Source organism: Sphingomonas jejuensis (assembly GCF_011927695.1).
GTDB classification, from domain to species: domain Bacteria; phylum Pseudomonadota; class Alphaproteobacteria; order Sphingomonadales; family Sphingomonadaceae; genus Sphingomonas_K; species Sphingomonas_K jejuensis.
Genome location: NZ_JAATJE010000001.1, coordinates 388144 through 412243, shown reverse-complemented (window position 1 = coordinate 412243; position 24100 = coordinate 388144). Strand labels below are relative to the sequence as shown.

Below are 24100 nucleotides of genomic sequence, written 5' to 3'. Positions count from 1 at the left end.
GCGGGCGCACGCCCAGGGGAAGGGAGTGCGCCCGGCGCCGTCAGAAGCGGTAGTTGAAGCCCAGGAGGAACTGCCGGCCGTAACGCTCATAGGTTTCGATAAGCGAACCGCCATCCTCCGTCCGCGTGCCGCCGCCGTCGAGGCCGAGACGGGTGCGATAGGGCGCGTCGGTGAGGTTGTTGACCTGGAGGAGCACGCCCAGCCCTTCGAGCGTGCCCGACTGGATGGTGTAGCCGATCTGCGCATCGACCTGACGGTCGGGCAGGATCTCCGTGAAGCCGCGCGTCGCGAACAGCTGCACCACCTCTCCCTTGAAGCCGGAGCGGTAACGCTGGCTGATGCGGGCCTGGAAGCCGTCACGCTCGAAATAGCCGGTGATGTTGTAGACCGTGCCGGACAGGCCGGGGATGCGGACCTCCTGCGTCTGGTCTGCGGACGGGTTGAGGTCCGATCCGGTCAGCGACAGGCTGCCCAGCACGCCGAGGCCGTCGAGCGCCGAGGTGATGGTGCCGAAGTTCAGGGCGCCGGAAAATTCCAGGCCACGCACCCAGCCGCCGTCGCCGTTCGCCGGAAGCGTGATCTGGCCGATCGGCGAGATGATCACGCCCGCCGGGATCGACGATGCGGTCACCGGCAGCGGGATGCCCGAGAAATCGAACGTGCCGGTCTGCTGGTAGATGTAGGTGTCCAGCCATTTGTAGAAGCCGGCGATCGAGACATAGGTCGTCTGGTCGATATACCATTCATAGGCGGCATCGACCGCCTTGGCGCGCCACGGCTTCAGGTTCGGGTTGCCGCCGCTGGCCGACCAGGGATTGACGACCGTGCCGGGCGCGCAGGTTTGGCCGGAGCAGACCAGCGAGTTGAAGCCGGGCGAGACGTTGGCGCGCATCTCGTCCATGCGCGGGCGGGCCATGGTCTTGGACGCGGAAAAGCGCAGCCGGTGTCCGCCGCCCAGATCGTAGATGAGGTTGAGGCTGGGCAGGATGTCGACATAGTCGTCGCCGTCGACGATGCGCTGCGGCACGATCGGCTGGCCGGGGGTCAGGCCGTTGATGACCACGCCTTCCGACCGCTGCGACTGCACCACCGCCTGCACGCCGACATTGCCGCGCAGGTTGCCCCAGTCGATGCTGGCCTTGCCGAAGAAGGTGACGACGTCTTCCTCGATGTCCCAGTTCTTGTCGTAGAAGTTGGCGTCGAGGATCGGCGTGATGTCGTAATAGGTGTCGAGCGCGTCGAGCGGATCGAACGAGAAGACCGGGCCGAAGCCGACGAAATCGAGATCGGTCGCGTCGACCTGGAAGCGCGGATCCACCGCGACCTGCTGACGCCCGTTCTTCAGGAACAGGTCGAAGTCGTTGACGCGCTTGCTCTTCGTGCGGTGCGTGTAGTTGACGCCCACGTCCACGCCGCTGAGGAAGCCGTCCATCTCGTGATTGACGCGCAGGTCGAGCGCGTAGACCTCCTCCTCCACGTCGGGGAAGCGGATCGCGCCGTCATGGCCCCAGCCGCCCCACGGCGCGCGGTCGCCCAGCGTGATCTGCGAGCCGTCGGCATAGTCGAGCCCGGGCGCGTAGGTGGGGAAGCCCTCGTCCGGTGCGTCGAAGCCGATATTGTCGAACACGCGGCCGACATCCGGCGTGGCGGGCGTGACGCCGCCGACCGCACCCGGCACCGCGCGACCGGCATAGGTTTCCAGGATCGTCTCGCGCCGCTTGTTGCGGGAGAAGGACAGGTCGGCCACGAAGTTGGTGCGATCGTCCATCACGAATTCGTTGTTGAGGCCGATCGACACCAGCTCGTCCTTGCGCTGGTTGTGGTCGTTGCGAAGGATCGGCACGACGCGGTTGGCGACGCCGGTGGCGGCGACCGGCGTTCCGCCGCGCTCCTCCACCGTCACGCCGGTGAAGGTCAGCTGGTCGGCGAAAGGGTTGGAGAACCACTGCGCACCGCGCGTAACCTCATCCTGGCTGAACTTGGAATAATAGCCGTCCAGGGTGATGTGGACGAAGTCGCTCGGCTGCCATTCGAGGATGCCGATGAAGGCGTCGCGCGTGTTGAAGCGCGAGGTGGCGAACGCCTCCTGACCGTTCAGGAACAGCGCACTGTCGGCGCTGTCGGGCTGCACGACGTTGCGGTCGTTGATGCCGTCGCCGTTCGTGTCCTGGTCGCCGAACGCTTCATAGCCATAGCCCTTGAAGCGCCGAGCCGACGACGGCGAGTCGATGCGGGCATAGCCGAGCGCGATGCCCAGCGTGCCGTCCGCGAACTGATCGATATAGCTGGCCGAGATGCGCGAGCCCCATTTGCGCACGTCGTCGTTGAGCTGGCGGCCCTCCGTCATCTCGCCGCGGATGTTGACGGCAAATGCCTGCTGACCGAATTCCAGCGGACGCACGGTGCGGAGGTCGGCCGTGCCCGACAGGCCCATGCCGGCGATCTGCGCGTCCGGCGTCTTGTAGACCACGACGCTGGACAGCAGCTCGGCCGGATACTGGTCGAACTCGACAGCGCGGTTGTCGCCGGAGCTCGCCTGCTGGCGGCCGTTCAAGAGCGTGGTGGTGAAATCGGGCGCGAGGCCGCGAATGGAGATCACCTGCGCGCGGCCGTTGACGCGCTGGGCGGCCAAGCCCGGAAGGCGCGCGATCGATTCCGCGATCGACACGTCGGGAAGCTTGCCGATGTCCTCGGCCGAGATCGCCTCCACGATGGAGGTTTCGTTGCGCTTGATGTCGATGGCGTCGCCGATGCCGCGGCGGATGCCGGTGACGACGATCTCCTCGCCGCCCTCGTCCACCGCTTCGGTCTGCTGCGGGGGCGTCGCCTGCTGGTCGGCGGCCTGCTCCTCGGCACCGGGCGCCGGGGCGGCGGCCTCCTGCGCGAAGACCGGGGTGGCGATGCCGAGCGTCAGGCCCAGCGCCGAGGCGGCCAGTGCCGAGCGATAAAGCGTGCCCCGCGCGGTGCGACGGTCGCGAAACTGCGTGATCATGTTCCTCACCCCCCAGAAATCATGCCGGATCATGTCCGGCACGTCGTTGGCGCACGCCGAAACGGCGTTGGAAGCGCTTCCAGTTTTCAAGCGCAGCGCGCCCGACATTGCAAGCGCAGAAAAGACGGGGCGTGCGATCGTGGGGCAGGTTGTTGCTGAATTGTAACAGCGGCGGCGATCGGCAGACAAGAAAGGGGCGCCGGCATCACCTGCCGGCGCCCCCGATCAAACCGCGATTCCGACCGTGCTTACCAGACGCGCACGCGCTGCTGCGGCGTCAGGTAGTGGCGGGTGCCGGGCTGGACGTTAAACGCCTCGTACCAGGCATCCAGGTTGCGCACGACATAGGGCCGGAAGTTGCCGGGCGTATGCGGGTCGGTCGCCAGCTGCTGCTGCAGCGCCGAGTCGCGCGCCTTGGAACGCCAGACCTGCCCGAAGCCCAGGAAGAAGCGCTGATCGCCGGTGTAGCCATCGATCACCGGCGCGCGGCCACCGTCCAGCGACAGACGGTAGGCATCATAGGCGACGGTGAGGCCGGCGAGATCGGCGATGTTCTCGCCAAGCGTCAGCTCTCCGTTCACATGCTGGCCGGGCAGCGGCTCATAGGCGCCGTACTGCTGCACGACCTGATCGGTGTACTGCTTGAAGCGGGCGACGTCCTGCGGCGTCCACCATTCGTTGAGGCGGCCGGTCGCGTCATATTTGCGGCCCTGATCATCGAAATGGTGGCTGATCTCGTGCCCGATGACGGCGCCGATCGCACCATAGTTGACGGCCGGATCGGCATTGGGATCGAAGAAGGGCGGCTGCAGGATCGCGGCCGGGAACACGATCTCGTTCCAGGTCGGGTTGGCGTAGGCGTTCACCGTCTGCGGCGTCATGCGCCATTCGCTGCGGTCGACGGGACGGCCGAGACGGGCGACGTCATAGTCATAGTCGAAGCGGATGAAGGACTGGAGGTTGCCGAAGGCGTCGCCCCGGTCGATCTGCAGGCCCGAATAATCGCGCCACTTGTCCGGATAGCCGATCTTCGGCGTGAAGCTGCCGAGCTTCTGCACCGCGATCGCCTTTGTCTCCGGCGCCATCCAGGCGAGGTTCTGGAGGCGCAGGTTCATCGCGGCGAGCACGTTGCGGACGAGCTCGTCCATCTTGGCCTTGGCCTCCGGCGGGAAGTAGCGCGCCACATAGGCCTCGCCGACCGCCTCGCCCATGCCGGCGTTGGTGAAGTCCACCGCGCGCTTCCAGCGATCCTTCAGCTGGGGCGTGTCGGTGAGCGCACGGGTGAACGCGAAATCCTCGTTCACGAAGGCCTGCGGCAGCACGGACGCGCGCGAGCGGATGGTGTGGAAGGCAAGATAGGCCTGCCAGGTGTCGATCGGCACCGTGCCGACCAGGCGCGAGATGCCCTCGATCGCGCTCGGCTGGCTGACGATCACGCGGTCCTGACCGTTCAGGCGCGCGGCGGTGAGCAGCCGGTTCCAGTCGACGCCGGAGAAGCGGGCCGGCAGTTCGGCCTCGGCGACCGGGTTGTAGCGACGCTCCGCCTGGCGGCTTTCGACGCGCGTCCAGTGTACGCGGGCGATGTCGGTTTCCAGCGCCATGATGGCGCGGGCCTTGGCCGCGCCGTCCGGGATGCCGGCAAGCGTCAGCATGCGCTCGACATGGCCGAGGTAGGCCGTGCGGGCCGCGGCATAGCGGGCGTTGTCGGTGTTGAGGTAGTAATCGCGGTCGGGAAGGCCGAGCCCGCCCTGCGACATGCCGACGACATAAGCGTCCGGGTTCTTGGCATCGATCGACACGCCGACGCGCACCGGCACGTTGATGCGGTCGCGGTTGGCGTTGCCGATGGCGGTGGCGAGATCGGCGCGGGTGCGGATCGCGGCGATCGCCTGCAGCGCGGGCTGCAGCGGGGCGGCGCCGCGCGCCTCGATCGCGGCTTCGTCCATGAAGGACGCATAAAGGTCACCGGCCTTGCGGAGCGAGGGCGATGCGGTGCCGTCAACCGTCTGCAGCATGTCGCGCGTCCGCTGATCCGACAGGTCGCGCAGCACGTCGAACCCGCCCCAGCGCGCACGATCCGCCGGGATCTCGGTGCGGGCATCCCAGCCGCCGTTCACGAAGGCGTTGAAGTCGTTGCCGGGCAGCACCGTGGTGTCCATGCCGGCCGTGTCGACGCCGAAGCTGCCGAGCTGCGGGCGGGCATCGGTGCGCGCGGACGCCGTTTCGGTGCCGGCGCCGGCTGCGCAGGCGCCGAGCGACACGAGCGCGGTGGACAAGGCAAGGGCAGCCAACAACGGGGATCGGATCATAATAGAACCTCGAGACGGGAAGTTTCGGCGTCAGGACAAGAGCATGACGCCGGTGGACGGCAACTATCTAACTATCGCCGTCCGGCCGGTCGAGGAAAAAGCGGCCATCATGGAGCCGTCAGAAGATGCCCAGGAACTTGCGGCGGGGGCGTTCTTCCGCCTTCGGCGCCTCCCGCCCGACATCGTCGCGGCGGTCACCTTCCGTCGTGCGCTGGCGCGATGCGGGCGCGCCGGACAGCACCGGGCCGCACGCCGCCGCCTTGGCATCGCCCGGATCGATAAAGGCGAGCAGCGCCGCCGGCGGTGCGGCGAGCGCGCCCAGCCCAAGACCGGCGCCGACGCGCCCCAGCAGCTCCCCGCTGATGGGATCGATGCGCGGGCTGGCGAAGCGGCCGGCAAGCGCCACGGGTGACTGGCCGGAGAACAGGCTGAACCGCTTCGAATCCGCCTCGAAGCCCAGGTCGATCACCTCCGTCGCGAAGGAGAAGCCGCCGCGGCCGGTGATGACGTTCTTGCGCGTGTCGATCAGGATCGGATCGGCGGTGGCGACACCGCGGCGCACGCTGAAGGCGATGAGCCCGCAGTTGATGTTGACCGGCTCCTCCAGCTTTCGTTCGAACATCTTCTGCACGAAGGTGCCGATGTCGAGTTCCGACAGCTCCACGTTGCGGGTCCAGAAGGTGCCGGCGGGCATCACAAAGGCGATCCGGCCGCTGGACGACGCCAGGCTGTCGTGCACGGTGTCGCCGGTGCCCGTCAGCTGGATGCGCCCGCGGATCACGCCGGACGTCCCCGCCTCCGCCACGCCGAAGCCGGCGAGCAGCCGCCCCATCGGCGTCGGCGCGAGGCGGATGTCGTAGCGTGTGACGGCGGGCCGCTGGCGCGCGTCGATGACGATGTCGGACGACACATCGCCGCGTGCCATCGAGAAGCTGAGCGGCGACAGGCTGAGCCGCCGGTCGTCGAGATCGAGCGTGAGATCGATGTCGGAGACGGGGACGTTGCGCGACCGCACGACGCCGACCCGCCAGCGCAGGTCCGCATCGAAGTTGCTGAGCGCGTCGACCCGCAGCCGCGCATCGGGAAGGATGCGCCGGGTGCCGCCGACGACGGTGACGGCGCCCTCGCTGCCGCGGGCGGCGACCGCATCGGGATCATAGCCGATGAAGGCGGCGACATCGGCAATGTCGAGGCGGCGGGTGCGCAGGTCCGCGCTCATGTGGAGCCGCGGCTCGACATTGCGGGCGGTGAAGCTGCCGGACAGGTCGCTGTCGCCGAAGCGGCCGACGACGCGGGTGAAGGCGTAAGCCGGGCCGTCCTTCACCATCGTGCCCTGAAGCCGGTACGCGCGGCTGTGCGGCACGGCCACGCCAATGATGCCCAGCAGCTCCGCAATGTCGCGCCCGCGCGCGCGCACCGCCAGCGGTACCCCCTCGATGTCGGCGAGGCCCGGCAGGTCGCCGGCGACGGTGATGCGGTTCTTGGCGGCGCGCACCAGCATCTGCAGGCGGTTGCGCCCGCGCCCGACCGTCTCGTTGGGCGACAGGAGCGCGCCGACGAGCGTGAAGGGCGTGTCGCGCACCTGCCCGCGCCCGGTGAAGCGAACGGCATCGCCGATCCGCGCATCCGCCGAGGTGATGGCGCGAAAGTCGAGATCGGCGAGCAGCCGCATCTGCGGGTCGCGGTAGCGCAGCTGCGTGTTGCGCAGCGTCGCCCGGTCGATGATCGGCAGCTGGAGCGGCTCGCCGCCCTTGTCCTCGCCGAAGGTCCAGCTGTTGCGGCGGTGCGCGGCATCCCATTCCAAGTCGATGGCGGCATCGCTGAGATCAAACGACCTGAGCCGGGTGCGCCCGAACACCAGCGACCAAGGCGCGGCCCGCGCCTCGATCCGGGCGGCGCGGAACAGGTCCGGGCGGGTGGTGAAGTCGGGGTTGGAGATGCGCATCGCCTCCGCCACGAACTTCACGCTGATCGGCGCGAAATAAAGCTGGAAGTCACCGCCGACCGAGACCTGCCGGTCGAGACTGGAGGAGACGATCCGCTCGAACGGCTGGCGCAGGAAGCGGCCCTTGGTGATGAACAGGATCGCCCAGACGGCGAACAGGATGGCGAGGACCCACAGCAGGATGCGGACGACAATCGCGCGGCGCCGCCGGGTCCGCGGCATTGTTTCTGCGACCTGCTCCTCACCCGTCACGCAACGCCCTCTCACCGTTTCCACGGTGGAACGATCAAAAGCGCAATCCGGATGCGCGGCGGTCAGCGGTTGGCGATCAGGTCCTTGATGCGGGCGGCGAGCGCATCCATCGCGAAGGGCTTGGTCATGACGTGCATGCCGGCCGCGAGATGGCCGTTCCCGACCACCGCGTTTTCGGCATAGCCGGTGATGAACAGGATCTGGAGGTCCGGACGGCTGATGCGTGCCTGGTCCGCCATCTGCCGGCCGTTCATGCCGCCCGGCAGGCCGACATCGGTGACGAGCAGGTCGATCCGCAAATCGGACTGCAGGATCGCGAGGCCGGAGGCGCCATCGGCCGCCTCGACCGCCTGATAGCCGAGCTCCTCCAGCGTTTCGGCGACGAGCATTCGGACCGTGGGCTCATCGTCGACGACCAGCACGGTTTCTCCCGCGCCGCGCGGCAGGTCGACCTCGCCGATGCCGTGGGACTGTTCCTCCGCTTGGCCGAAATGACGCGGCAGGTAGAGGGTGACGGTGGTGCCCTGCCCCACCTCGGAGTAGATACGCGTCTGCCCGCCCGACTGCCGCGTGAAGCCGTAGATCATGGACAGGCCGAGCCCCGTGCCCGCGCCGATCGGCTTGGTGGTGAAGAAGGGGTCGAACGCCTTTCCGATCACCTCCGGCGACATGCCGGTTCCGGTGTCCGTCACGCTGATGGCGACGAACTGGCCGGGCTCCAGCCCCCGCTCCCGCGCGATCGGCCCGTCGAGCCAGCGGTTGGCGGTCTCGATGGTCAATCGGCCGCCGTTCGGCATGGCATCGCGCGCGTTGATGCACAGGTTGAGGATCGCGTTTTCGAGCTGGTTGCCGTCAACCAGCGTGGTCCACAGCCCGGCCGCGGCAACCGACTCCACCTCGATCTCAGGGCCGACGGTGCGGGCGATCAGCTCGTCGAGGCCGGCGATCAGGCGGTTGATCTCCGTGGGCTTCGGATCGAGGGTCTGGCGACGCGAGAAGGCGAGCAGCCGGTGGGTGAGCGCCGCCGCCCGGCGAGCCGCGCCCTGCGCCGCCACCGAATAGCGCTCCACATCGGCGATGCGCCCCTGCTGGATCCGCATCGCCATCATTTCGAGGCTGCCGGTGATGCCGGTGAGCAGGTTGTTGAAGTCGTGCGCGATGCCGCCGGTCAGCTGGCCCACCGCTTCCATCTTCTGGCTTTGCCTGAGCGCCGCCTCCGCCTCCATCAGCTCGCGGGTGCGCGCCTGGACCTGCTCCTCCAGCGTTTCGTTGAGGCGGCGGAGCGCGTCGGCCTGACGAAGCTGGTCGTCGATGTCGGTGCTGGTGCCGACCCAGCGCAGGATCGCGCCGCCCTTGTCGCGGACCGGCTCCGCCCGGACCAGGAACCAGCGATAGCTGCCGTCCGCGCCGCGCATGCGGAACTGCACCTCGTAGGTGCGGCCGCTCTCCAGCGACCGGTGCCAGGCGGCAAGCGCCGCCTCCCGATCCTCGTCATGAACGATGGCCGCCCAGCCGTCGTCGGGCACGACGCCGATATGTTCGCGGCCGAGATAGGCGAAGACCTGGTCGTTGAACCAGTAGAGCCGGCCATCGACGTCGGCAGCCCAGATCTGGTTGGGCACGACCTGCGCGAAGGCGCGGAACTGTTCCTCGCTCTCCCGCCGCGCCCGCTCCGCGCGCGACCGCTCAGTCGCCGCGCGGACCCGGCCGGCGATGTTGCGCATCAGCGACAGATCATCGTCGTGCCATTGCCGGACCGTGGCGTTGTTGACGAAGAACAAAGCGACGAAATTGCCATGTTCGACCAGCGGCATGTTGATAAAGGCGCGAGCGGTGATCTGTTCGAGCATGTGCGCGGTGTCGCGGGTGCGATCGTCCTCCCGCGCATCGGCGATGGCCACCGTTTCGCCGCGCTTCAGCTGGTCGATGTAGCTGCCATAGTCGCGAAAGCTGAGTTCGCCCGCGATGCTCTGCACGCCCGGCGCGTTCCAGTCGCGATCGATGCGGATCGTCTCGCGTTCCTTGTCGATGATGCCGTAGCCCGCCCGGCTGACGCCGAGCGCGCGGGCGGCAGCCTCAGCGCCGGCGAAGGCAATCTCCGCAGGATCCTCGAGATCGCGGAACCGGCGTTCCACCTCGAGCATCGCCGCCTGCCGCGCCTCCGACACCCGTCGCTCTGTGATGTCGAAGCTGACGCCGCCGAAGCGCGTCGGTCTGCCTTCGGCATCATGCCGACATTGTCCCTGTGCCGCCGCCCAGCGGATCGACCCATCGGGCTGCAGAAGCCGGTATTCGGCCGAGAACGGCGCGCCCGAGCGCACCGCTTCAGCCACGGCCCGTTCCGCCTCTGCCCGATCGGCGGGATGCATGCCGGAGAAGAAATTAGCGATGGCTGTGCCCTGACTGGCCGCAACCGGATCGACGCCGTACAGCTTCGCAAAGCGCGCGTCCGCGTAGACGAGGTCATTCTGCACGTCCCAGTCCCACGTGCCGATCCCTCGGCCGGCTGACAAAGCCTGCTGAAGACGTTCCTGGCTGTCGCGAAGCGCGCGCTGGCCCTTTTCCTGGTCGGTGACGTCTGTGAAGATGATGGCGACGTGGTGATCAGCGGGATCGTCGACGCGCATCGCGTAAACGTCGAACCAGCGGCCAAGCTGCTGCGCATCGCTGCGTACACGCTGCGGTTCGCCAGTCAGAGCCACCGCGCCATAGGTGTCGAGCCAGAAACGCTCAAGACCCGGCACCATCTCAGACACTGAACGCCCAACCGGGTCCTGAAGCCCGGACAGCCGCTCAAAGGCATCATTTACTTCAAGAAATCTGTAATCGATCGCACGTGGTCCGTCGAAAATCATCTCGATCATACAGAAGCCGAACTCAGCCCCGCGCAACAACGTGCGATATCGATCAACAGCTTCGATTAAATGTCTGTGCGGCATTTGCGTCCGTGCTTACGAGGTCGGCATTCGCTTGGGGTCATCCCAGTAGCATGTTACTCGGCAACGGGGCGATGTTTCCGCACAGCCGCGGGTAATTCACCGCTTCATGAGGGAGCGAGGGCGTGTCCGGAACGTCCGGACGCGCCCTCGCCGCGCTTCGGGTTAGTCGTTGGCGGAACCCGGCTCCGCCATGCCGCGGTGCTGCTCTGCCAGGACGCTGTTGGGCGTGACGTTGGCGAGGGTCGACTGCACCTTGTTCTTCCAGCCGGACACGATGCTCGCCTTGCCGGCGAACAGCGCGTCGTAGCCGTCCTTGGCGACGTCCGCCGGGTCGCTCTTCTTCGGATCGGTGCCGACATCGGTGTCCATCATGTCGCCACGCTCAAAGAAGTCGGTCTCGACCGGGCCCGGCATCAGGTTGGTGAGCGTGACGCCGTCGGCATCCTTGATCTCGTTCTGGATGGCGGCGACGAAGCTGTCCACGAACGCCTTGGTGCCGTTGTAGACGGCCTGGAAGCTGCCGGGGATGTAGCCGGCGATCGACCCGGTCACGAGCACCTTGCCATCGTTGCGGCGAACCATGTCGCCCAGCACCTTCTGCAGCAGATAGACGGTGCCGGTGATGTTGGTGTTCACCACATGCTGCCAGTCGGCCGGATCCTGATCGAGGAAAGCACGGCCAAGGCCGTGGCCGGCATTGGCGAACAGGACATCGACCTTGCGCCCGCCGACGGCGGACAGGAGCTGGTCAACACCGTCCGTCGTGGACAGGTCGACCTCCAGCGTCTCGATGCCGGGCTGCCCGGCGAGAACGGCTCCTTCATCGGTGAAGGGCACGTCAGCGGCGACCAGCAGGTCGTAGCCGTCCGCCTGGGCGAGCTTCGCCAGTTCCAGTCCGATGCCGCGCGACGCGCCGGTGACGATCGCGAACTTGTCATTTGCCATGTCGGTGTCTCCTTCAGGCTTCGACCATGCCGGGCTTCAGCACGATCTTGGTGGCCTCGTTCTGTTGGTCGTGGAACATCTTGTAGCCGTCAGCCGCCCTCTCGAGCGGCATGCGGTGGCTGATCAGGAAGGTCGTATCGATCTTCTTTTCGGCGATCGCGTTGAGCAGGCCGGGCAGGTAGCGCTGCACATGGGTCTGGCCGGTCTTGAGCGTCAGGCCCTTTTCCATGAACGCGCCGAGCGGAAACTTGTCCACGAAGCCGCCATAGACCGCGGGCATCGACACGCGCCCGCCCTTGCGGCAGGCGAGGATCGCCTGGCGAATGGCATGGATGCGATCGGTGCCGAGGAAGGTCGACACCTTGATCTGATCAATGATGTTGTCGCCAAACAGGCCATGCGCCTCCAGCCCGACGCAATCGATGCAGGCATCGGGGCCGATGCCGCCGGTCATCGCCATCAACGCTTCGTAGGTCTTCGATTCCTCGAAGTTGATCGTCTCGGCGCCGAACTTTTTCGCGAGCTCCAGCCGGTGCGGGAAATGATCGATGGCGATCACGCGCTCCGCACCCATCAGGAACGCGGATTGCACCGCAAACAGCCCGACCGGGCCGCAGCCCCACACGGCCACCGTGTCGCCGGGTTCGATGTCCGCGTTCTCCGCGCCCATCCAGCCGGTCGGCAGGATGTCGGACAGGAACAGCACCTCATCATCGTCGAGGCCGTCGGGGATGACGATCGGCCCGACGTCGGAGAAGGGCACGCGCACATATTCGGCCTGGCCACCGGCATAGCCGCCGGTCATGTGGCTGTAGCCGAACAGGCCTGCGAACGGCTGACCGTAGAGCTCCTGTGCGATGTCCATGTTGTCGGCGGGGTTGGAATTGTCGCAGGCGGAGAACTGCTGCTTGCCGCAGTGGAAGCACTGGCCGCAGGCGATGGTGAAGGGCACCACCACGCGCTGCCCCTTCTGCAGGGTCGACTTCGGGCCCGTTTCCACGACCTCCCCCATGAATTCATGACCGAGGATGTCGCCCGCCTTCATGGTGGGGATGTAGCCGTCGTAGAGGTGGAGGTCCGACCCGCAGATCGCGGTCGACGTGATCTTGATGATCGCGTCGCGCGGGTTGACGATCTCGGGATCGGGGACGGTGTCCACGCGGACGTCGTGCTTGCCGTGCCAGGTGAGTGCACGCATCAGCCTTGCTCCTTCTCGCGCGCCTGCGCGGGGTTCATCGCGTTGGTGGCGATCTCGCCGGTTTCCATCAGCTGCTTGAAACGGCGCAGGTCGCGGCGCGCCTGGATGGCGGGTTCGCGCTGGAAGATCTTGGCGACCAGCTTGCCGACAACGCCGGCGGGCGGATCGTAGAGGATGGTGGCGCTGACCACCGTGCCGCGGCCGCCGCTCGCGTCGCGGAACTCGACCCGGCCGCTGTTGGGCACGTCCGCGCCGGCCTCCGAGGTCCACGCGATCAGCTCGCCGTCGCGGTCCTCCGTCACGCGCGCGTCCCACTCGACGGTGGCGCCGGCGGGCGCCTTCACCACCCAGTGCGACAGCTGCCGGTCCTTGACCTCGATCCGCTCCACATTGTCCATGAAGGCGGGAAGGTTCGAGAAGTCGCGGAAATAGCTGTAGAGTTCCTGACGCGGCTTGTTGATGGTCACCGTCTGGACGGTGGCGCTGTCGCCCGCCTGCTCGGGAAGTCCCGCGCCGACCTTGTCGGCGGCATCGCTCTTTGCGGTGCCGGCGGGTGCGTCATCGCTGCGCACCCCATCTGTGTCGTTCATGCTGACCTCCTTGGCTCGAAGGCAGATCGAACGGGGGATCGGGCTGTTCCGGTCGTTACGCGGGTAATTGATCGAGGTTATAGTCGCGCCGGCGTCAGTCGGCGGCGCGCGGCCGCGGATCGGGACAGGCGACGCGCGCAGCCGCGGTGGTCACGCCCCGCGATGCTGAGCGTGGCGGACAACGGAAACACCGCGCCGGACATATCGTCGGTGCAGGCCTGCGGACGGACGAGCAGCCGGACCGTGCCGGCGCCGTCCGCGGCGTCGATCAGGACGCCGCCGCCTTCCGCCGCGCGGCGGCTGATGCGGAGCGTGCGAGGCGACATGTCCACCCCGGTCAGGCTGGCGCGGTCGCCCGTTACCTCCATGCTGTAGAAGGGCTCGTTGGTGCCGGCGACGAGATCAGCGGTCGCAAGGCCGCCGGACGTCGTGGCGCAGCCACCCGCCGCGGCGACGATGGCGAGAACAGCGAGGCGGCGCCGCATCAACCGCCCGTCAGCAGCACCACCGGGATGCGGAGCACGGTGCGCAGGTCGGTGGCATCGTCGGTGGCGCCCAGTTCGACCGACCAGTTGAGGCTCGCCCGGTCCGACGCGCGGTAGGTGACGCCGAACAGCAGCCGGCCGACCTGCAGGTCGCGCGAGGTGGCACGGGTGCGGCCCATGTCGGGCGCATTTCCCGGATCGAGCAGCCGCGTCCAGGTTTCCGACCCGAACGCCCAGGTGTGCGCGTAGCCGAGGTTGAGCGTCGTGCGCTGGTTGAACGCGATGCCGATCCCGGCGCTGGCGGAAATCGCGTCGCCGGGATTGACCCGTTCGATGACCAGGTCGCCGATCGTCGTGTTGACGTCCTTGGCGAGGTTGAAGGTGTAGCCGAGCGTGCCGAACAGCACGACCGGGTCGCTCGGCAGGATCGCGGTGAGGCTTGGCGACAGGCCGTAGAAGCCGGCGCCGGTCGCCGCCTCCAGCTGCCGGCCGAGGCTGTCGCGCGGCACCTCGAACGGGTCGGTGCCGGTCGGGAACACGGCCTGCATGTTGGCGATCAGGAAGGGCCAGCCGCCGCGCGCGCTGCGCAACTGGTACCGGCCGCTGAGCTCCAGGTCGCCGATGCCGTTGCCGTTGGTGGTGTCGGGCGCGTCGTTGGGCGTGGGCGTGGTGCCGGAAATGGGCGCGAGCACGGAGGTGTCGCTGCGGTAGATATAGGGCACGCGCGCGCCGACCTCGAACCGGTCGGTGATGCCGTAGCGGAGCGTGGCGTTGGCCGTCAGCACGTCCTGCCGGCTTTCGTTGATGTCGAAGACGCCGACGAGCACCGACTCGATCAGCTCGATCCCGCGGAAGACCGCGCGGTTGCGGTCGGCGCGCGCATATTCAAAGCCGATCTCGCCGGTCAGCGCGCCGCGCCGGGTGACGACGCTGCCCTGGTCGCCGAGCACGGCAACCTCGGGCGCGCGGTCGTAATCCTCGGGCGCGGCGCCGACCGTCTCGATGGGGGCGGACTGGATGCTGGCGGGATCGCCGCCGGCGGTGGAGGCGCTGCCCTGCGCGGCGGCGACCGCGGGCGCGGCGGCCGGGTTCGCCGCCGTGGCCGCCGTTGCGGCGCCCGCGCCCGCGCCGCCGGCACCGGTCAGCCGGGCTTCCAGCGCGCGCAGCCGCTCCTCCTGCCGCCGCAGCGCTTCCCGCTGCGCCGCGATCTCGGCACGGGCGGCGTTGAGTTCGGCGCGCAGCGGGTCGGCGGCGGGCGCCGCCGTCTGGGCCAGGGCGGGCGCGGCGAGCATGGTCGCAGCCGCGGTTCCCAGAAGAAGGCAGCGCATCAGCGGATCATCCCGCGCACGGCATCGGTCGCCAGCCCGTCGATCCGCATGGCGGCCGACCCGAGATTGAAGGGCGTGGTTCCGGTCAGGTCCAGGGAGATCGTGGTCACGGTGTCGATGGTCCTGTCGTTGCCGCTGTTGGCGATGATCGTGCCGAAGCCCTGCCCGAACACATGGCCGACGTCGATCTCCATGCCGTCGAGCCGCGCCTGGATCTGCCCGCCGGCATCCACCAGCCGCACGGTGCCGCCGTTGGTATCGACGCTGCCGCCCGGCGCGATGTCGATGGGCGCAAGGCCATCCGGCGCCGCCGCGGCGGGGCTGGCACCGCTGCTGACGCTTACCGCCGGGCGCGTGGTGCCGCTGGGCACGAACACCACGCCCGACGAGCGGTCGAAGCTGACGGCGAGGCCGCCGGCGGACGCGCCGTTCGCCTCCACCGGTTGCGTGCGCACCGTCTGCCCCGGTGCCGGCGCGAACAGCGCCAGCTTCGGCGCGCCGTCGTCGATGCGATACACGCTTCGCAGCAGCAGCAGCCCGTCGACGCTGGTTTCCGACTGCACCGCCAGCGACACGTCGATCCCGCTGGGCAGGCGAAAGCCGCCGCGCATGGTGGCCAGCGCCTCGTCCGGCACCTTCTCCCCACGAAACGGGCGCGCGGTGACGACGATGTCCGTGCCCGGCTCCGCCGTCTCTGCGGCGACAGGGGTGGCCGGCGCGGCGACGGCCAGGCCGATCAGCGCGAAGATCATCATGGTCAGAAATCCCTGTAGAATGGGGCGGTGATCGACAGCGCCTGCAGACTGAGCGGATCATGGAAATCGGTGCCGACCGGCGCCCGCGCGACGGTTGCCCACTGCGTGCCGCGGTTGAAAGCCGCGCGCCCCTGATCCTGCCGATCGTTGATGACGAAATAGATGCCGTTCCACGCCGCCTGGAAGCGATCGCGCGGATAGACCTGCATGCCCGTGGACGGATCACCGACGAGCACGTCGGTGGGCGTAACGCCCTTCACCACCACGAAATGCTTGTAGTTGCGGATGCTGATCAGCGCGATGCCGGGGACACCCGCCTGCGCCACCTGATCCAGCGTGACCTGATAGCCGTCGGCCGCGAGCCGCCGCCCGGCAAGATAGCGCTTCATGTCGAGCAGCGAGAAGCCGACGCGGCGGATCTGCGCCTGATCGCCGTCCCGCCACATGCCGAGGAAGGTCTGCCGTTCGTCGATCCGGTCGGCATAATGGTGACGCAGCAGCGTCGCCAGCGCGGCGGACCCGCAGCTGAAATCGAAGCGCTGTCGCACCACCCCGTCGAACCGCCGGTCCTCCACACTGCGCAGGGCCAGGCCATAATCGCCCGTCGGCCCCGCAGTCGTCAGGAACCGCGCGCCTTCGGGCGAGATGCTGGCCGCGCAGCCCCCCACCGCCAACATCGCGGCTGCGCCTGCCAACCGCCCGATCACGGAGCGGGCGTGATCGCGATGTTGACGTTCATCGCGGCATTGATGGCGACGTTGTTGCCCGAGTTGACGCTCAGGATCGACAGCCCGGACAGGTTCTGGAACGCGTTGTCCGCGATGCCGATGGTCCCCGTCGTGCTGTTGTCGCCGACACTGTTGTTGGACACGTTGTTGGTGTTGTTGGCGACGGACAGCTGGTTCGTGTCCTCTCGCCCGGCAACCGCGCCCAGCGTTGCTTCATCCACCGTCGCCGCTGCCCCGAACACCTGCGCGGCGGCAGGAGAGGCAAGCAACATCAGCGGCACGGCGGCCAGTGGCAGGATCCCCTTCATGACTTGTCCTTCCACATTTCATTCCGGAAGCCGGAAAGGGCGGGCCGGCTGATGCCGACCCGCCCCCAACCCGATTGTTCGATCAGAGACCGACGTCACCCGCCGAGACGGCGACGCTGACGTTGGCGTTCTGAGCGGCACCCGCGCCCGAGTTGACGTTCAGCGCCTGCATGCCGGCGAAGTTCTGGAACGAGCTGCCGTCGATGGAGACACCGGCGTTGACCGTCGAGCCTTCGGCGGCCGAGAAGCCCGCCGGGGCGCCCGTCACCGAGTTGGACAGCGAGGCCGACGCGACGATCGCGCTGTCGCCGAACACGCCCGCCGTGCCGCCATTGGCCGTCACGTCGTTGGTGTTGCCCGTGTCGGAGACGCTGATGTCGCCGATCGTGGTGTCGGTGGAGCTGTCCGAGCTGTCCGAGTTGTCGGAATTGTCCGAATTGTCGTTGTAGCTGCCCGAGATCGAGTTGTCCGAGTTGTCGGAGTTATCCGAGTTGTCGTCGTTCGAGTCGGTCGTCGAGTAGTCGTTGCCCTGGTTCGAATTGTCCGAGGCATCGGTGGTGTTGCCGACATTGTCGAGCGAGTTGTCGGAATTATCCGAGTTGTCGTCGTTCGAGTCGGTGGTCGAGTAGTCGTTGCCCTGGTTCGAATTGTCCGAGGCATCGGTGGTGTTGCCGACATTGTCCAGCGAGTTGTCGGAGCTGTCCATGTCGTTGTCTTGGTTGTAGCTGCTGTCGTTCTGGTTCGCGCTGTCGGCCACGCTCACGTCGCCAACCGTGGTCGAGTTGTCGCTGTTGTCGTTGCCCTGGTTGGTGTTGTCCGACGCATCGGTGGTGTTGCCGACGTTGTCGAGCGAGTTGTCCGAGCTGTCGTTGCCCTGGTTCGAGCTGTCGGACGCGTCCGTCGTGTTGCCGACGTTGTCGAGCGAGTTGTCAGAATTGTCCGAATTGTCGTTGTAGCTGCCGTTGACCGAGCTGTCGTTGCCGCTGTCGGTCGTCGATGCATCGGTGTTTACCGAGTTATCGGAGCTGTCCGAGTTGTCGTCGTTGGAGTCGACCGACGAATAGTCGTTACCGACATTGTCGAGCGAGTTGTCGGAATTGTCCGAATTGTCGTCGTTCGAGTCGGTCGTCGAATAGTCGTTGCCCTGGTTGGTGGCATCGACCGAGTTGTCGTCGTTCGAATCCGTGGTCGAATAATCGTTGCCCTGGTTCGAATTGTCCGACGCGTCCGTGGTGTTGCCGACATTGTCGAGCGAGTTGTCGTCGTTCGAGTCTGTCGTGGAGTAATCGTTGCCCTGGTTGGTGGCGTCGACCGAGTTGTCGTCGTTCGAATCGGTCGTCGAGTAGTCGTTGCCCTGGTTGGTGGCATCGACCGAGTTGTCGTCGTTCGAGTCGGTTGCCGAGTAGTCGTTGCCGACGTTGTCGAGCGAGTTGTCGGAATTGTCCGAATTGTCGTCGTTCGAATCGGTCGCCGAATAGTCGTTGCCGACATTGTCGGTGGTCGAGCTGTCCGAGTTGTCGTTGAAGCTGTCGTTGTTGGTGGAGGCGTCGCCGTTGGCGGCGGTCTGGCCGGCGCCGGCGGTCGTGCCTTCCGGCGTCGTCTGCGCGGCGATCGGCGCGGCGAACAGCATGGCGGCGGCGAGGCCGGTCGTCGTGAGCAAGGTCTTCTTCATGGCTTCCTGCTTTCCTGACAAGATCGTGGTTCGAGCATCTTGCCATTCGGGGCGAGACGAGCAGCCGCGACCCCGGATGGTTCGTGCCGACGGGGGCCGGCACAGTCAGGATAATGAAGCGAGCGCGGCGCCACGTTCAGCCCCGGATCGCTGAACTCTGCACCCGCCGTTAGGTTAACGCTTCCCCCTCAATTTGGGGGAAAAAAAGGTTCCAGGCGGCGATCAAATAATGTCGAAATCGGCCTTCGGCGCCGCGCGGCTGATGCTGGTCAACATCACGCGGATGAGCTCGCCCTGGCGGCGGGTGCCCGTCTTGATGAACACCTGCTTCAGATAGCTGCGGGCCGTCTGCTCCTTGATGTGGAGCGCCTCGGCCGCTTCGGTGAGCGTCGCACCGCTGGCCAGCGTGGAGGCGAGCCGCGTTTCCACCGGCGACAGGCGGTAGAAGCGGCAGGCCGCGTGCATCAGCGGCATCAAATCCTGTTCGGGATCGCAGATGTAGAGGATCGCCGCCACGTCGCGTGCGCCGGCGGATGCGACCTTGGGCGCCAGCACCGACAGGATCAACGGGCGCTTGCCGATGCCGCGCTTCAGCGAGATGATCGGGGCCCGGGACGTGCGGTCGGCTTCCGCCGTGATGACATGGTCGATCGCGATCTGCAGCTTCACCGCATCCGACAGGTCGGTCGCGCCGATCGACTGGCGGCGCCGGCGGATGCCGTTGGACGAATCGAGAAGCGCGGTCGCCACGTCGTTGGCGAACAGGATGTCCGCTTCCCGATCGAGCAGGATCACGCCCATGTCGGAATGGTTGAGCGCCGACGCGTAGCCGGCCAGCCGACGCTCTGACGCGCGGTCACGCCCCCAGAGGCGGGCAAAGCCGGCGAACAGCGGCTGAAAGCGCTGCTCGGCCTCCGCCACCACCCGGGTGCTGCCCGACCGCGCGCGGCGGAACATTGCACCCAGCAGAAGGTAGGTCGCCCCGTCGCGCGAGACAGGAAAGCGGCGAAGGATCCAGTGCGGCCCGCCATCCTGCGATGCCAGCGCCGCCAGATCATCGTCGCTGGTCGGCATCTCGGGCGCGGCGGGGCCGGCGCAGTCGCCGCCGAGGCCAAGCACGCTCAACGTCCCATCGTCGCCGCCAGAGGTGCGGAGCATGAGAGCGGTCCCATCCGCGCCCACGGCTTGGCCGAACTGCTCCGTCAGGAGCGTCAGCGTTGCAACGCTGTCGTCCTCCTCGAGGCCGTGCGCCACGTTGATCGAGCCTGATCGGGCACCCGCGGGGCGGGGCACAAGAGAATGAACGGTCGCCACGGAAGATCCCCTCTCCGGACCTGCACCCTTGCCCGAGCGCTTATCACGTTTACACGTCCCACCTAATAACGCTCGTTAACCGATTTGGGCTGAAAAAGTAAGATTTATCCGGACAGCCCTTCGCGTGCCGTTACGGAAGGCGAGAAGTCAGCGTGGAGAACAAGGACGTGACAGGAATGGAGGCGGCCGCGGCCAAGGTGGGAAGCGATGCGCCGGGCGGCGCGGTGGAGATCGTCGCGGTGGACGTCGGCGGCACCAACGCCCGCTTCGCCCGCGCCTGGCTCCGCCCGGGCCGCGCGCCCGAGCTCGGCACCGTCCGACGCTACAAGGCGGAGCGACACGACAGCCTGGAGGCGGCCTGGAACCACTTCCGCGCGGACGATGGTGCCGCGCTGCCGCCGTTCGCCTCCGTCGCGGTCGCCGCACCGATCGGCGAGCCGGTGGTGCGCTTCACCAACAGCCCGTGGACGTTCCGGCCGGACACGCTGGCCGAGCGACTGGGCCTGCGCACCATGCATCTGTCGAACGACTTCGGCGCGATGGCGCATGCGGTCGCCACGCTGGACGAAGGGCAACTGGCGCCGATCTGCGGCCCCGACGGCGCCATCCCGGACGAGGGCGTGACCACCGTGATCGGCGTGGGCACCGGCCTGGGCGTCGCCATCCTGCTGAAGCGCGATGGGCACACGCACGTCATAGAGACCGAAGGCGGCCATATCGATTTCGCCGCGCTCGACCCGTTCGAGGCGCGGATGTCGGACGCGATGCGCAAGCAGTATCTGCGCGTGTCGGCGGAGCGCGTGGTCGCCGGGCCAGGGCTCGCCGCGATCCGCACCGCCATCGCCGCCACCGAGGGCGCTGCGATCGCCCAGCTGGACGACGCGACGCTGTGGGAGCGCGCGATCGACGGAAGCGACCCGTTTGCGGCGCGCGCGCTGGAGCGGTTCGCGATGAGCTATGGCTCGGTCGCGGGCGATCTGGCGCTGGCGCACGGGTCGAACAGCGTGGTGCTGGTGGGTGGCCTGTCCAACCGGATCATCGACCGGCTGCGCTCCACCGATTTTGTCGCGCGCTTCACCGCGAAGGGACGCTGGCAGCCGCGCATGTCGGCGATCCGGGTGCGGCTGGCGACGGTCGACGAGCTGGGCCTGGTCGGTGCGGCAGCGGGGTTCGCCGCCCACCATCCGGAGCTGCTCGCCGGCTGACGGGCGGCCGCAGCAGGCAGTTTCGAAACCTGCAACCGGCGCGAAAAACTTTGCAAGGAACAGGCGGGCGGCGGCGCTGGAAAGGCGCGGTCGCGGCTCCTATCTGGCGGGCATGCCCGACGGTGACCTTGCCCTGTTGCTCGCGCGGATCCAGTTCGCCTTCACCGTCAGTTTCCACTTCATCTTTCCTGCCTTTTCCATCGGCCTCGCCAGCTACCTGGCGGTTTTGGAAGGGTTGTGGCTGAAGACCGGCAAGTCGCTCTACATCGACCTCTACCGCTACTGGCTGAAGATCTTCGCCGTGGCGTTCGCGATGGGCGTCGTGTCCGGCATCGTCATGTCGTACCAGTTCGGCACCAACTGGTCGGTGTTCTCGGACAAGGCGGGCCCGGTGATCGGCCCGCTGATGGCCTATGAGGTGCTGACCGCCTTCTTCCTGGAGGCGGGCTTCCTGGGCGTGATGCTGTTCGGGATGAAGAAGGTGGGGCCGCGGCTTCACTTCGCGGCGACCTGCATGGTGGCGATCGGCACCTTCATCTCGGCCTTCTGGATCCTGTCGGTGAACAGCTGGATGCACACGCCGACCGGCTTTGCCACCAACGCAGAGGGGCAGCTGGTGCCGGCTGGAAGCTGGCTGAACATCATCTTCAACCCCAGCTTCCCCTATCGCCTGGTCCACACCGTGATCGCGGCCTACCTGACCACCGCGCTGGTGGTCGGCGCGGTCGGCGCGTGGCACCTGCTGAAGGACCGCGCGGACCCGCACGCCCGCAAGATGTTCTCCATGGCGATGTGGATGGCCGCGCTGGTGACGCCCATTCAGATCTACGCCGGGGACGAGCACGGCCTGAACACGCTGGAGCACCAGCCCGCCAAGGTGATGGCGATGGAAGGCCATTATGACAGCCATCCCAGCGGCGCACCGCTGATCCTGTTCGGCATCCCGAACCCGGAGGAGAAGCGGATCGACTATGCGATCGAGGTCCCCAAGCTGTCCTCGCTCATCCTGAAGCACGACCTGGACGCGCCGCTTGCCGGGCTGGACACCATTCCCGACAACCGCGAGCCGCCGGTGTCGGTCGTGTTCTGGTCGTTCCGGGTCATGGTGGGCTTGGGCTTCCTGATGCTGGCGCTGGGGCTGTTCAGCCTGTTCGCGCGCTTTCGCGGGCGGCTGTACGACTGGCCGCTGCTGCATCGCTTCGCCCTGGTGATGGGCCCGACGGGCTTTATCGCGGTGATCGCCGGGTGGATCACGACGGAGGTCGGCCGGCAGCCCTTTACCGTCTACAACGTGCTGATGACCCGCGACAGCGTGGCCCCACTGGACGCGCCGGCGGTGGCATCGTCGCTGACGGCCTTCGTGATCGTCTATTTCACCGTGTTCGGCTTTGGCACCTGGTACCTCCTGAAGCTGATGGCCAAGGGCGCGGAGCCCGGCGAGCCGGAGCCCGCCAACGCGCCGATCCGCACGGCCGGGCACACCGGCATCGCCGCGGTCGGCGGAAGCGGCAGGTCCGACCAGCGGCCCGACCGGACGGAGGGGGCGCACGGATGGACCTGACGGTCGCCTGGGCCGGGATCATCGCCTTTGCCGTCGCCTTCTACGTCGTGGCGGACGGGTTCGACCTGGGCATCGGCATCCTGTTTCCGGGCTTTCGCGTCGGGAGCGAGCGCGACGCGGCCATGAACGCGATCGCGCCGGTGTGGGACGGCAACGAAACCTGGCTGGTGCTGGGCGGCGGGGGATTGTTCGCCGCCTTCCCGCTTGCCTACGCGATCGTGCTGCCGGCCGTGTATGCGCCGCTGATCGCCATGCTGCTCGGCCTCGTCTTTCGCGGCGTCGCGTTCGAGTTCCGCTGGCGCGATCCGAAGCACAGGCGGGCCTGGGACCTGGGCTTCTGCCTCGGATCCTTCCTTGCGGCCTTTGCGCAAGGCGTGGTGCTGGGTGCGCTTCTCCAGGGCATCTCGATCGAGGGGCGCGCCTATGCCGGCGGGTGGTGGGAGTGGCTCAGCCCCTTTTCCATCCTGACCGGCGTCAGTGTCGTCCTCGCCTACGCGCTGCTGGGCGCCGGATGGCTGATCGCCAAGACCGAAGGCCGCACGCGCGACGATGCGCGCCGGCTGGGGAGCATCGTGCTCCCCCTGACGCTGGTGGCGATCGGGCTGGTCAGCCTGTCCACCCCCTTCCTGGAAGGGCAATATTACCAGCGCTGGTTCGTCTGGCCGGGCCTGGCCGTGACGCTGCCGATGCCGATCCTGGTGGCGGCCGTCGCCTGGTTCGGCTGGCGGAGCCTGCGGCGCGACAACGACGCGCACCCGTTCCTGTGGACGCTGGCGCTCTATGCGCTCTGCTTCGTGGGCCTCGGCATCTCGATCTGGCCCGACGTGATTCCGGGACGGCTGTCGATCTGGGACGCGGCCGCGCCTGAATCCTCCCAGCTGTTCATGCTGGCGGGGACGGCGGTGCTGGTGCCGATCATTCTGGCCTATACCGCGTGGTCCTACTGGGTGTTCCGTGGCAAGGTGGCGGAAGAAGGCTATCACTGATGACGGGTGAGCAGCCTCTGCAGCCCTTGTGGAAGCGGCTCGGCTGGATGGCCGCGATCTGGGCGATGAGCGTCGCCGTGCTGGGCGTGGTCGCCTGGTTCATCCGGCTGTGGATCGCCTGACGATCCGCATCCGCGAGGACGATCTCGGCAGTGCCGCCGCGCGCGACCTGCTGCGCCTGCACCTGGCCGGGATGCATGCGGATTCTCCGCCGGGACAGGTCTTCGCGCTCGACCTGTCGGGGCTGCGCGCGCCGGGCGTGACGCTGTGGAGCGCATGGATCGGAGACGCCGTGGCAGGGATCGGCGCGCTGCGGCGGATGGGCGACCGCGCGGGCGAGATCAAGTCGATGCGGACCCATCCCGACCATCTGCGCCGGGGCGTGGCCGCCGCGCTGCTGCGCCACATGATCGGCGTGGCCGAACAGGAGGGCCTCAGCAGGCTGAGCCTGGAGACGGGAAGCGGCCCGGCCTTCGACCCCGCGCTGGCGCTCTACCGCGCGCACGGCTTTCGCGATGGCGAGGCGTTCGGCGAGTATCGGCAGAGCGGCTTCAACCGCTTCCTCCACCGCCCGCTCTGATCCTTGCG

The 24100-nt window shown here is 67.6% G+C and carries 20 protein-coding genes and 1 pseudogene; 6 read left to right on the top strand and 15 right to left on the bottom strand.

Annotated features, from left to right (window positions below; all coding sequences use genetic code 11):
- Nucleotides 1-40: 40 nt before the first annotated feature.
- The gene (locus tag GGR88_RS02070; protein WP_167952500.1) at nt 41-2992 is read right to left on the bottom strand and encodes a TonB-dependent receptor; all 2952 of its coding nucleotides are present in this window, start codon (nt 2990-2992) and stop codon (nt 41-43) included.
- Here GGR88_RS02070 and GGR88_RS02065 point away from each other — a divergent pair.
- Complete coding sequence (locus tag GGR88_RS02065) at nt 2991-3158, top strand: hypothetical protein (RefSeq protein WP_167952498.1); 168 nt, start codon at nt 2991-2993, stop codon at nt 3156-3158. The genes GGR88_RS02070 and GGR88_RS02065 overlap by 2 nt on opposite strands.
- 82 nt (nt 3159-3240) lie before the next feature.
- Here GGR88_RS02065 and GGR88_RS02060 read toward each other — a convergent pair whose 3' ends face one another.
- The 14 genes and pseudogenes from GGR88_RS02060 to GGR88_RS02000 all read right to left on the bottom strand — a co-directional run bounded on the left by GGR88_RS02060 (nt 3241) and on the right by GGR88_RS02000 (nt 19700).
- A complete protein-coding gene (locus GGR88_RS02060; protein WP_245196415.1) occupies nt 3241-5283 on the bottom strand; it encodes a M13 family metallopeptidase in 2043 nt (680 codons plus the stop codon).
- Between the two features lie 136 nt (nt 5284-5419).
- Nucleotides 5420-7468, bottom strand: a complete 2049-nt coding sequence (locus GGR88_RS02055) for an AsmA family protein (protein ID WP_167954294.1) — start codon at nt 7466-7468, stop codon at nt 5420-5422.
- A 92-nt stretch (nt 7469-7560) separates the two neighbouring features.
- Nucleotides 7561-10245: a PAS domain-containing protein gene (locus GGR88_RS02050; protein WP_245196414.1), complete on the bottom strand. Its 2685-nt coding sequence runs from the start codon at nt 10243-10245 to the stop codon at nt 7561-7563.
- Nucleotides 10246-10437 (bottom strand): annotated as a pseudogene (locus tag GGR88_RS15695) (PAS domain-containing protein); the annotation flags it as partial.
- A 162-nt stretch (nt 10438-10599) separates the two neighbouring features.
- Nucleotides 10600-11382, bottom strand: a complete 783-nt coding sequence (locus tag GGR88_RS02045) for an SDR family NAD(P)-dependent oxidoreductase (RefSeq protein ID WP_167952492.1) — start codon at nt 11380-11382, stop codon at nt 10600-10602.
- Between the two features lie 13 nt (nt 11383-11395).
- Complete coding sequence (locus tag GGR88_RS02040; RefSeq protein ID WP_167952490.1) at nt 11396-12580, bottom strand: zinc-dependent alcohol dehydrogenase; 1185 nt, start codon at nt 12578-12580, stop codon at nt 11396-11398.
- The gene (locus tag GGR88_RS02035; protein ID WP_167952488.1) at nt 12580-13170 is read right to left on the bottom strand and encodes an SRPBCC family protein; all 591 of its coding nucleotides are present in this window, start codon (nt 13168-13170) and stop codon (nt 12580-12582) included. Before GGR88_RS02035 ends, GGR88_RS02040 begins: the two co-directional genes overlap by 1 nt.
- A 77-nt stretch (nt 13171-13247) precedes the next feature.
- Nucleotides 13248-13655 (bottom strand): COG3650 family protein, encoded by a 408-nt coding sequence (locus GGR88_RS02030; RefSeq protein ID WP_167952486.1) that lies wholly within the window; start codon nt 13653-13655, stop codon nt 13248-13250.
- Nucleotides 13655-14983, bottom strand: a complete 1329-nt coding sequence (locus GGR88_RS15155; RefSeq protein ID WP_167952484.1) for a transporter — start codon at nt 14981-14983, stop codon at nt 13655-13657. Before GGR88_RS15155 ends, GGR88_RS02030 begins: the two co-directional genes overlap by 1 nt.
- Entirely contained in the window at nt 14983-15738 is a 756-nt protein-coding gene (locus GGR88_RS02020) for a hypothetical protein (protein WP_167952482.1), read from the bottom strand. Before GGR88_RS02020 ends, GGR88_RS15155 begins: the two co-directional genes overlap by 1 nt.
- Nucleotides 15739-15740: 2 nt before the next feature.
- Nucleotides 15741-16415 carry a C39 family peptidase gene (locus GGR88_RS02015; RefSeq protein ID WP_167952480.1) on the bottom strand — a complete coding sequence of 225 codons (675 nt, stop codon included), beginning with the start codon at nt 16413-16415 and terminating at the stop codon, nt 15741-15743.
- Nucleotides 16416-16441: 26 nt separating this feature from the next.
- The gene (locus GGR88_RS02010) at nt 16442-16774 is read right to left on the bottom strand and encodes a hypothetical protein (protein WP_167952478.1); all 333 of its coding nucleotides are present in this window, start codon (nt 16772-16774) and stop codon (nt 16442-16444) included.
- Between the two features lie 82 nt (nt 16775-16856).
- Entirely contained in the window at nt 16857-18446 is a 1590-nt protein-coding gene (locus tag GGR88_RS02005; RefSeq protein WP_167952476.1) for a beta strand repeat-containing protein, read from the bottom strand.
- A 222-nt stretch (nt 18447-18668) separates the two neighbouring features.
- Nucleotides 18669-19700: a helix-turn-helix transcriptional regulator gene (locus tag GGR88_RS02000; protein WP_167952474.1), complete on the bottom strand. Its 1032-nt coding sequence runs from the start codon at nt 19698-19700 to the stop codon at nt 18669-18671.
- A gap of 212 nt (nt 19701-19912) precedes the next feature.
- On the opposite strand from GGR88_RS02000, the gene GGR88_RS01995 reads away from it, so the two are divergent.
- The 5 genes from GGR88_RS01995 (at nt 19913) to GGR88_RS01975 (ending at nt 24092) form a co-directional block, all read left to right on the top strand.
- Complete coding sequence (locus GGR88_RS01995) at nt 19913-20965, top strand: glucokinase (protein WP_342449697.1); 1053 nt, start codon at nt 19913-19915, stop codon at nt 20963-20965.
- Between the two features lie 112 nt (nt 20966-21077).
- Complete coding sequence (locus GGR88_RS01990) at nt 21078-22526, top strand: cytochrome ubiquinol oxidase subunit I (RefSeq protein ID WP_167952472.1); 1449 nt, start codon at nt 21078-21080, stop codon at nt 22524-22526.
- Nucleotides 22517-23512 (top strand): cytochrome d ubiquinol oxidase subunit II, encoded by a 996-nt coding sequence (gene cydB / locus GGR88_RS01985; RefSeq protein ID WP_167952470.1) that lies wholly within the window; start codon nt 22517-22519, stop codon nt 23510-23512. Before GGR88_RS01990 ends, cydB begins: the two co-directional genes overlap by 10 nt.
- The gene (locus GGR88_RS01980; RefSeq protein WP_209023174.1) at nt 23512-23634 is read left to right on the top strand and encodes a DUF2474 domain-containing protein; all 123 of its coding nucleotides are present in this window, start codon (nt 23512-23514) and stop codon (nt 23632-23634) included. The genes cydB and GGR88_RS01980 overlap by 1 nt, the downstream gene beginning before the upstream one ends.
- Nucleotides 23622-24092, top strand: coding sequence for a GNAT family N-acetyltransferase (locus GGR88_RS01975; RefSeq protein WP_342449696.1), 471 nt, complete (start codon nt 23622-23624; stop codon nt 24090-24092). Before GGR88_RS01980 ends, GGR88_RS01975 begins: the two co-directional genes overlap by 13 nt.
- Nucleotides 24093-24100 lie beyond the last annotated feature (8 nt).

What these genes read in the sequence shown, in the direction of transcription:
- GGR88_RS02045 (WP_167952492.1), bottom strand. Translation starts at nt 11,382, where the DNA reads ATGGCAAATGACAAGTTCGCGATCGTCACCGGCGCGTCGCGCGGCATC.
- GGR88_RS01990 (WP_167952472.1), top strand. Translation starts at nt 21,078, where the DNA reads ATGCCCGACGGTGACCTTGCCCTGTTGCTCGCGCGGATCCAGTTCGCC.
- GGR88_RS02030 (WP_167952486.1), bottom strand. Translation starts at nt 13,655, where the DNA reads ATGCGGCGCCGCCTCGCTGTTCTCGCCATCGTCGCCGCGGCGGGTGGC.
- cydB (WP_167952470.1), top strand. Translation starts at nt 22,517, where the DNA reads ATGGACCTGACGGTCGCCTGGGCCGGGATCATCGCCTTTGCCGTCGCC.
- GGR88_RS02010 (WP_167952478.1), bottom strand. Translation starts at nt 16,774, where the DNA reads ATGAAGGGGATCCTGCCACTGGCCGCCGTGCCGCTGATGTTGCTTGCC.
- GGR88_RS02040 (WP_167952490.1), bottom strand. Translation starts at nt 12,580, where the DNA reads ATGCGTGCACTCACCTGGCACGGCAAGCACGACGTCCGCGTGGACACC.
- GGR88_RS02005 (WP_167952476.1), bottom strand. Translation starts at nt 18,446, where the DNA reads ATGAAGAAGACCTTGCTCACGACGACCGGCCTCGCCGCCGCCATGCTG.
- GGR88_RS02070 (WP_167952500.1), bottom strand. Translation starts at nt 2,992, where the DNA reads ATGATCACGCAGTTTCGCGACCGTCGCACCGCGCGGGGCACGCTTTAT.
- GGR88_RS15155 (WP_167952484.1), bottom strand. Translation starts at nt 14,983, where the DNA reads ATGCGCTGCCTTCTTCTGGGAACCGCGGCTGCGACCATGCTCGCCGCG.
- GGR88_RS02055 (WP_167954294.1), bottom strand. Translation starts at nt 7,468, where the DNA reads ATGCCGCGGACCCGGCGGCGCCGCGCGATTGTCGTCCGCATCCTGCTG.
- GGR88_RS02065 (WP_167952498.1), top strand. Translation starts at nt 2,991, where the DNA reads ATGTTCCTCACCCCCCAGAAATCATGCCGGATCATGTCCGGCACGTCG.
- GGR88_RS02050 (WP_245196414.1), bottom strand. Translation starts at nt 10,245, where the DNA reads ATGGTGCCGGGTCTTGAGCGTTTCTGGCTCGACACCTATGGCGCGGTG.
- GGR88_RS02015 (WP_167952480.1), bottom strand. Translation starts at nt 16,415, where the DNA reads ATGTTGGCGGTGGGGGGCTGCGCGGCCAGCATCTCGCCCGAAGGCGCG.
- GGR88_RS02020 (WP_167952482.1), bottom strand. Translation starts at nt 15,738, where the DNA reads ATGATGATCTTCGCGCTGATCGGCCTGGCCGTCGCCGCGCCGGCCACC.
- GGR88_RS02035 (WP_167952488.1), bottom strand. Translation starts at nt 13,170, where the DNA reads ATGAACGACACAGATGGGGTGCGCAGCGATGACGCACCCGCCGGCACC.
- GGR88_RS01980 (WP_209023174.1), top strand. Translation starts at nt 23,512, where the DNA reads ATGACGGGTGAGCAGCCTCTGCAGCCCTTGTGGAAGCGGCTCGGCTGG.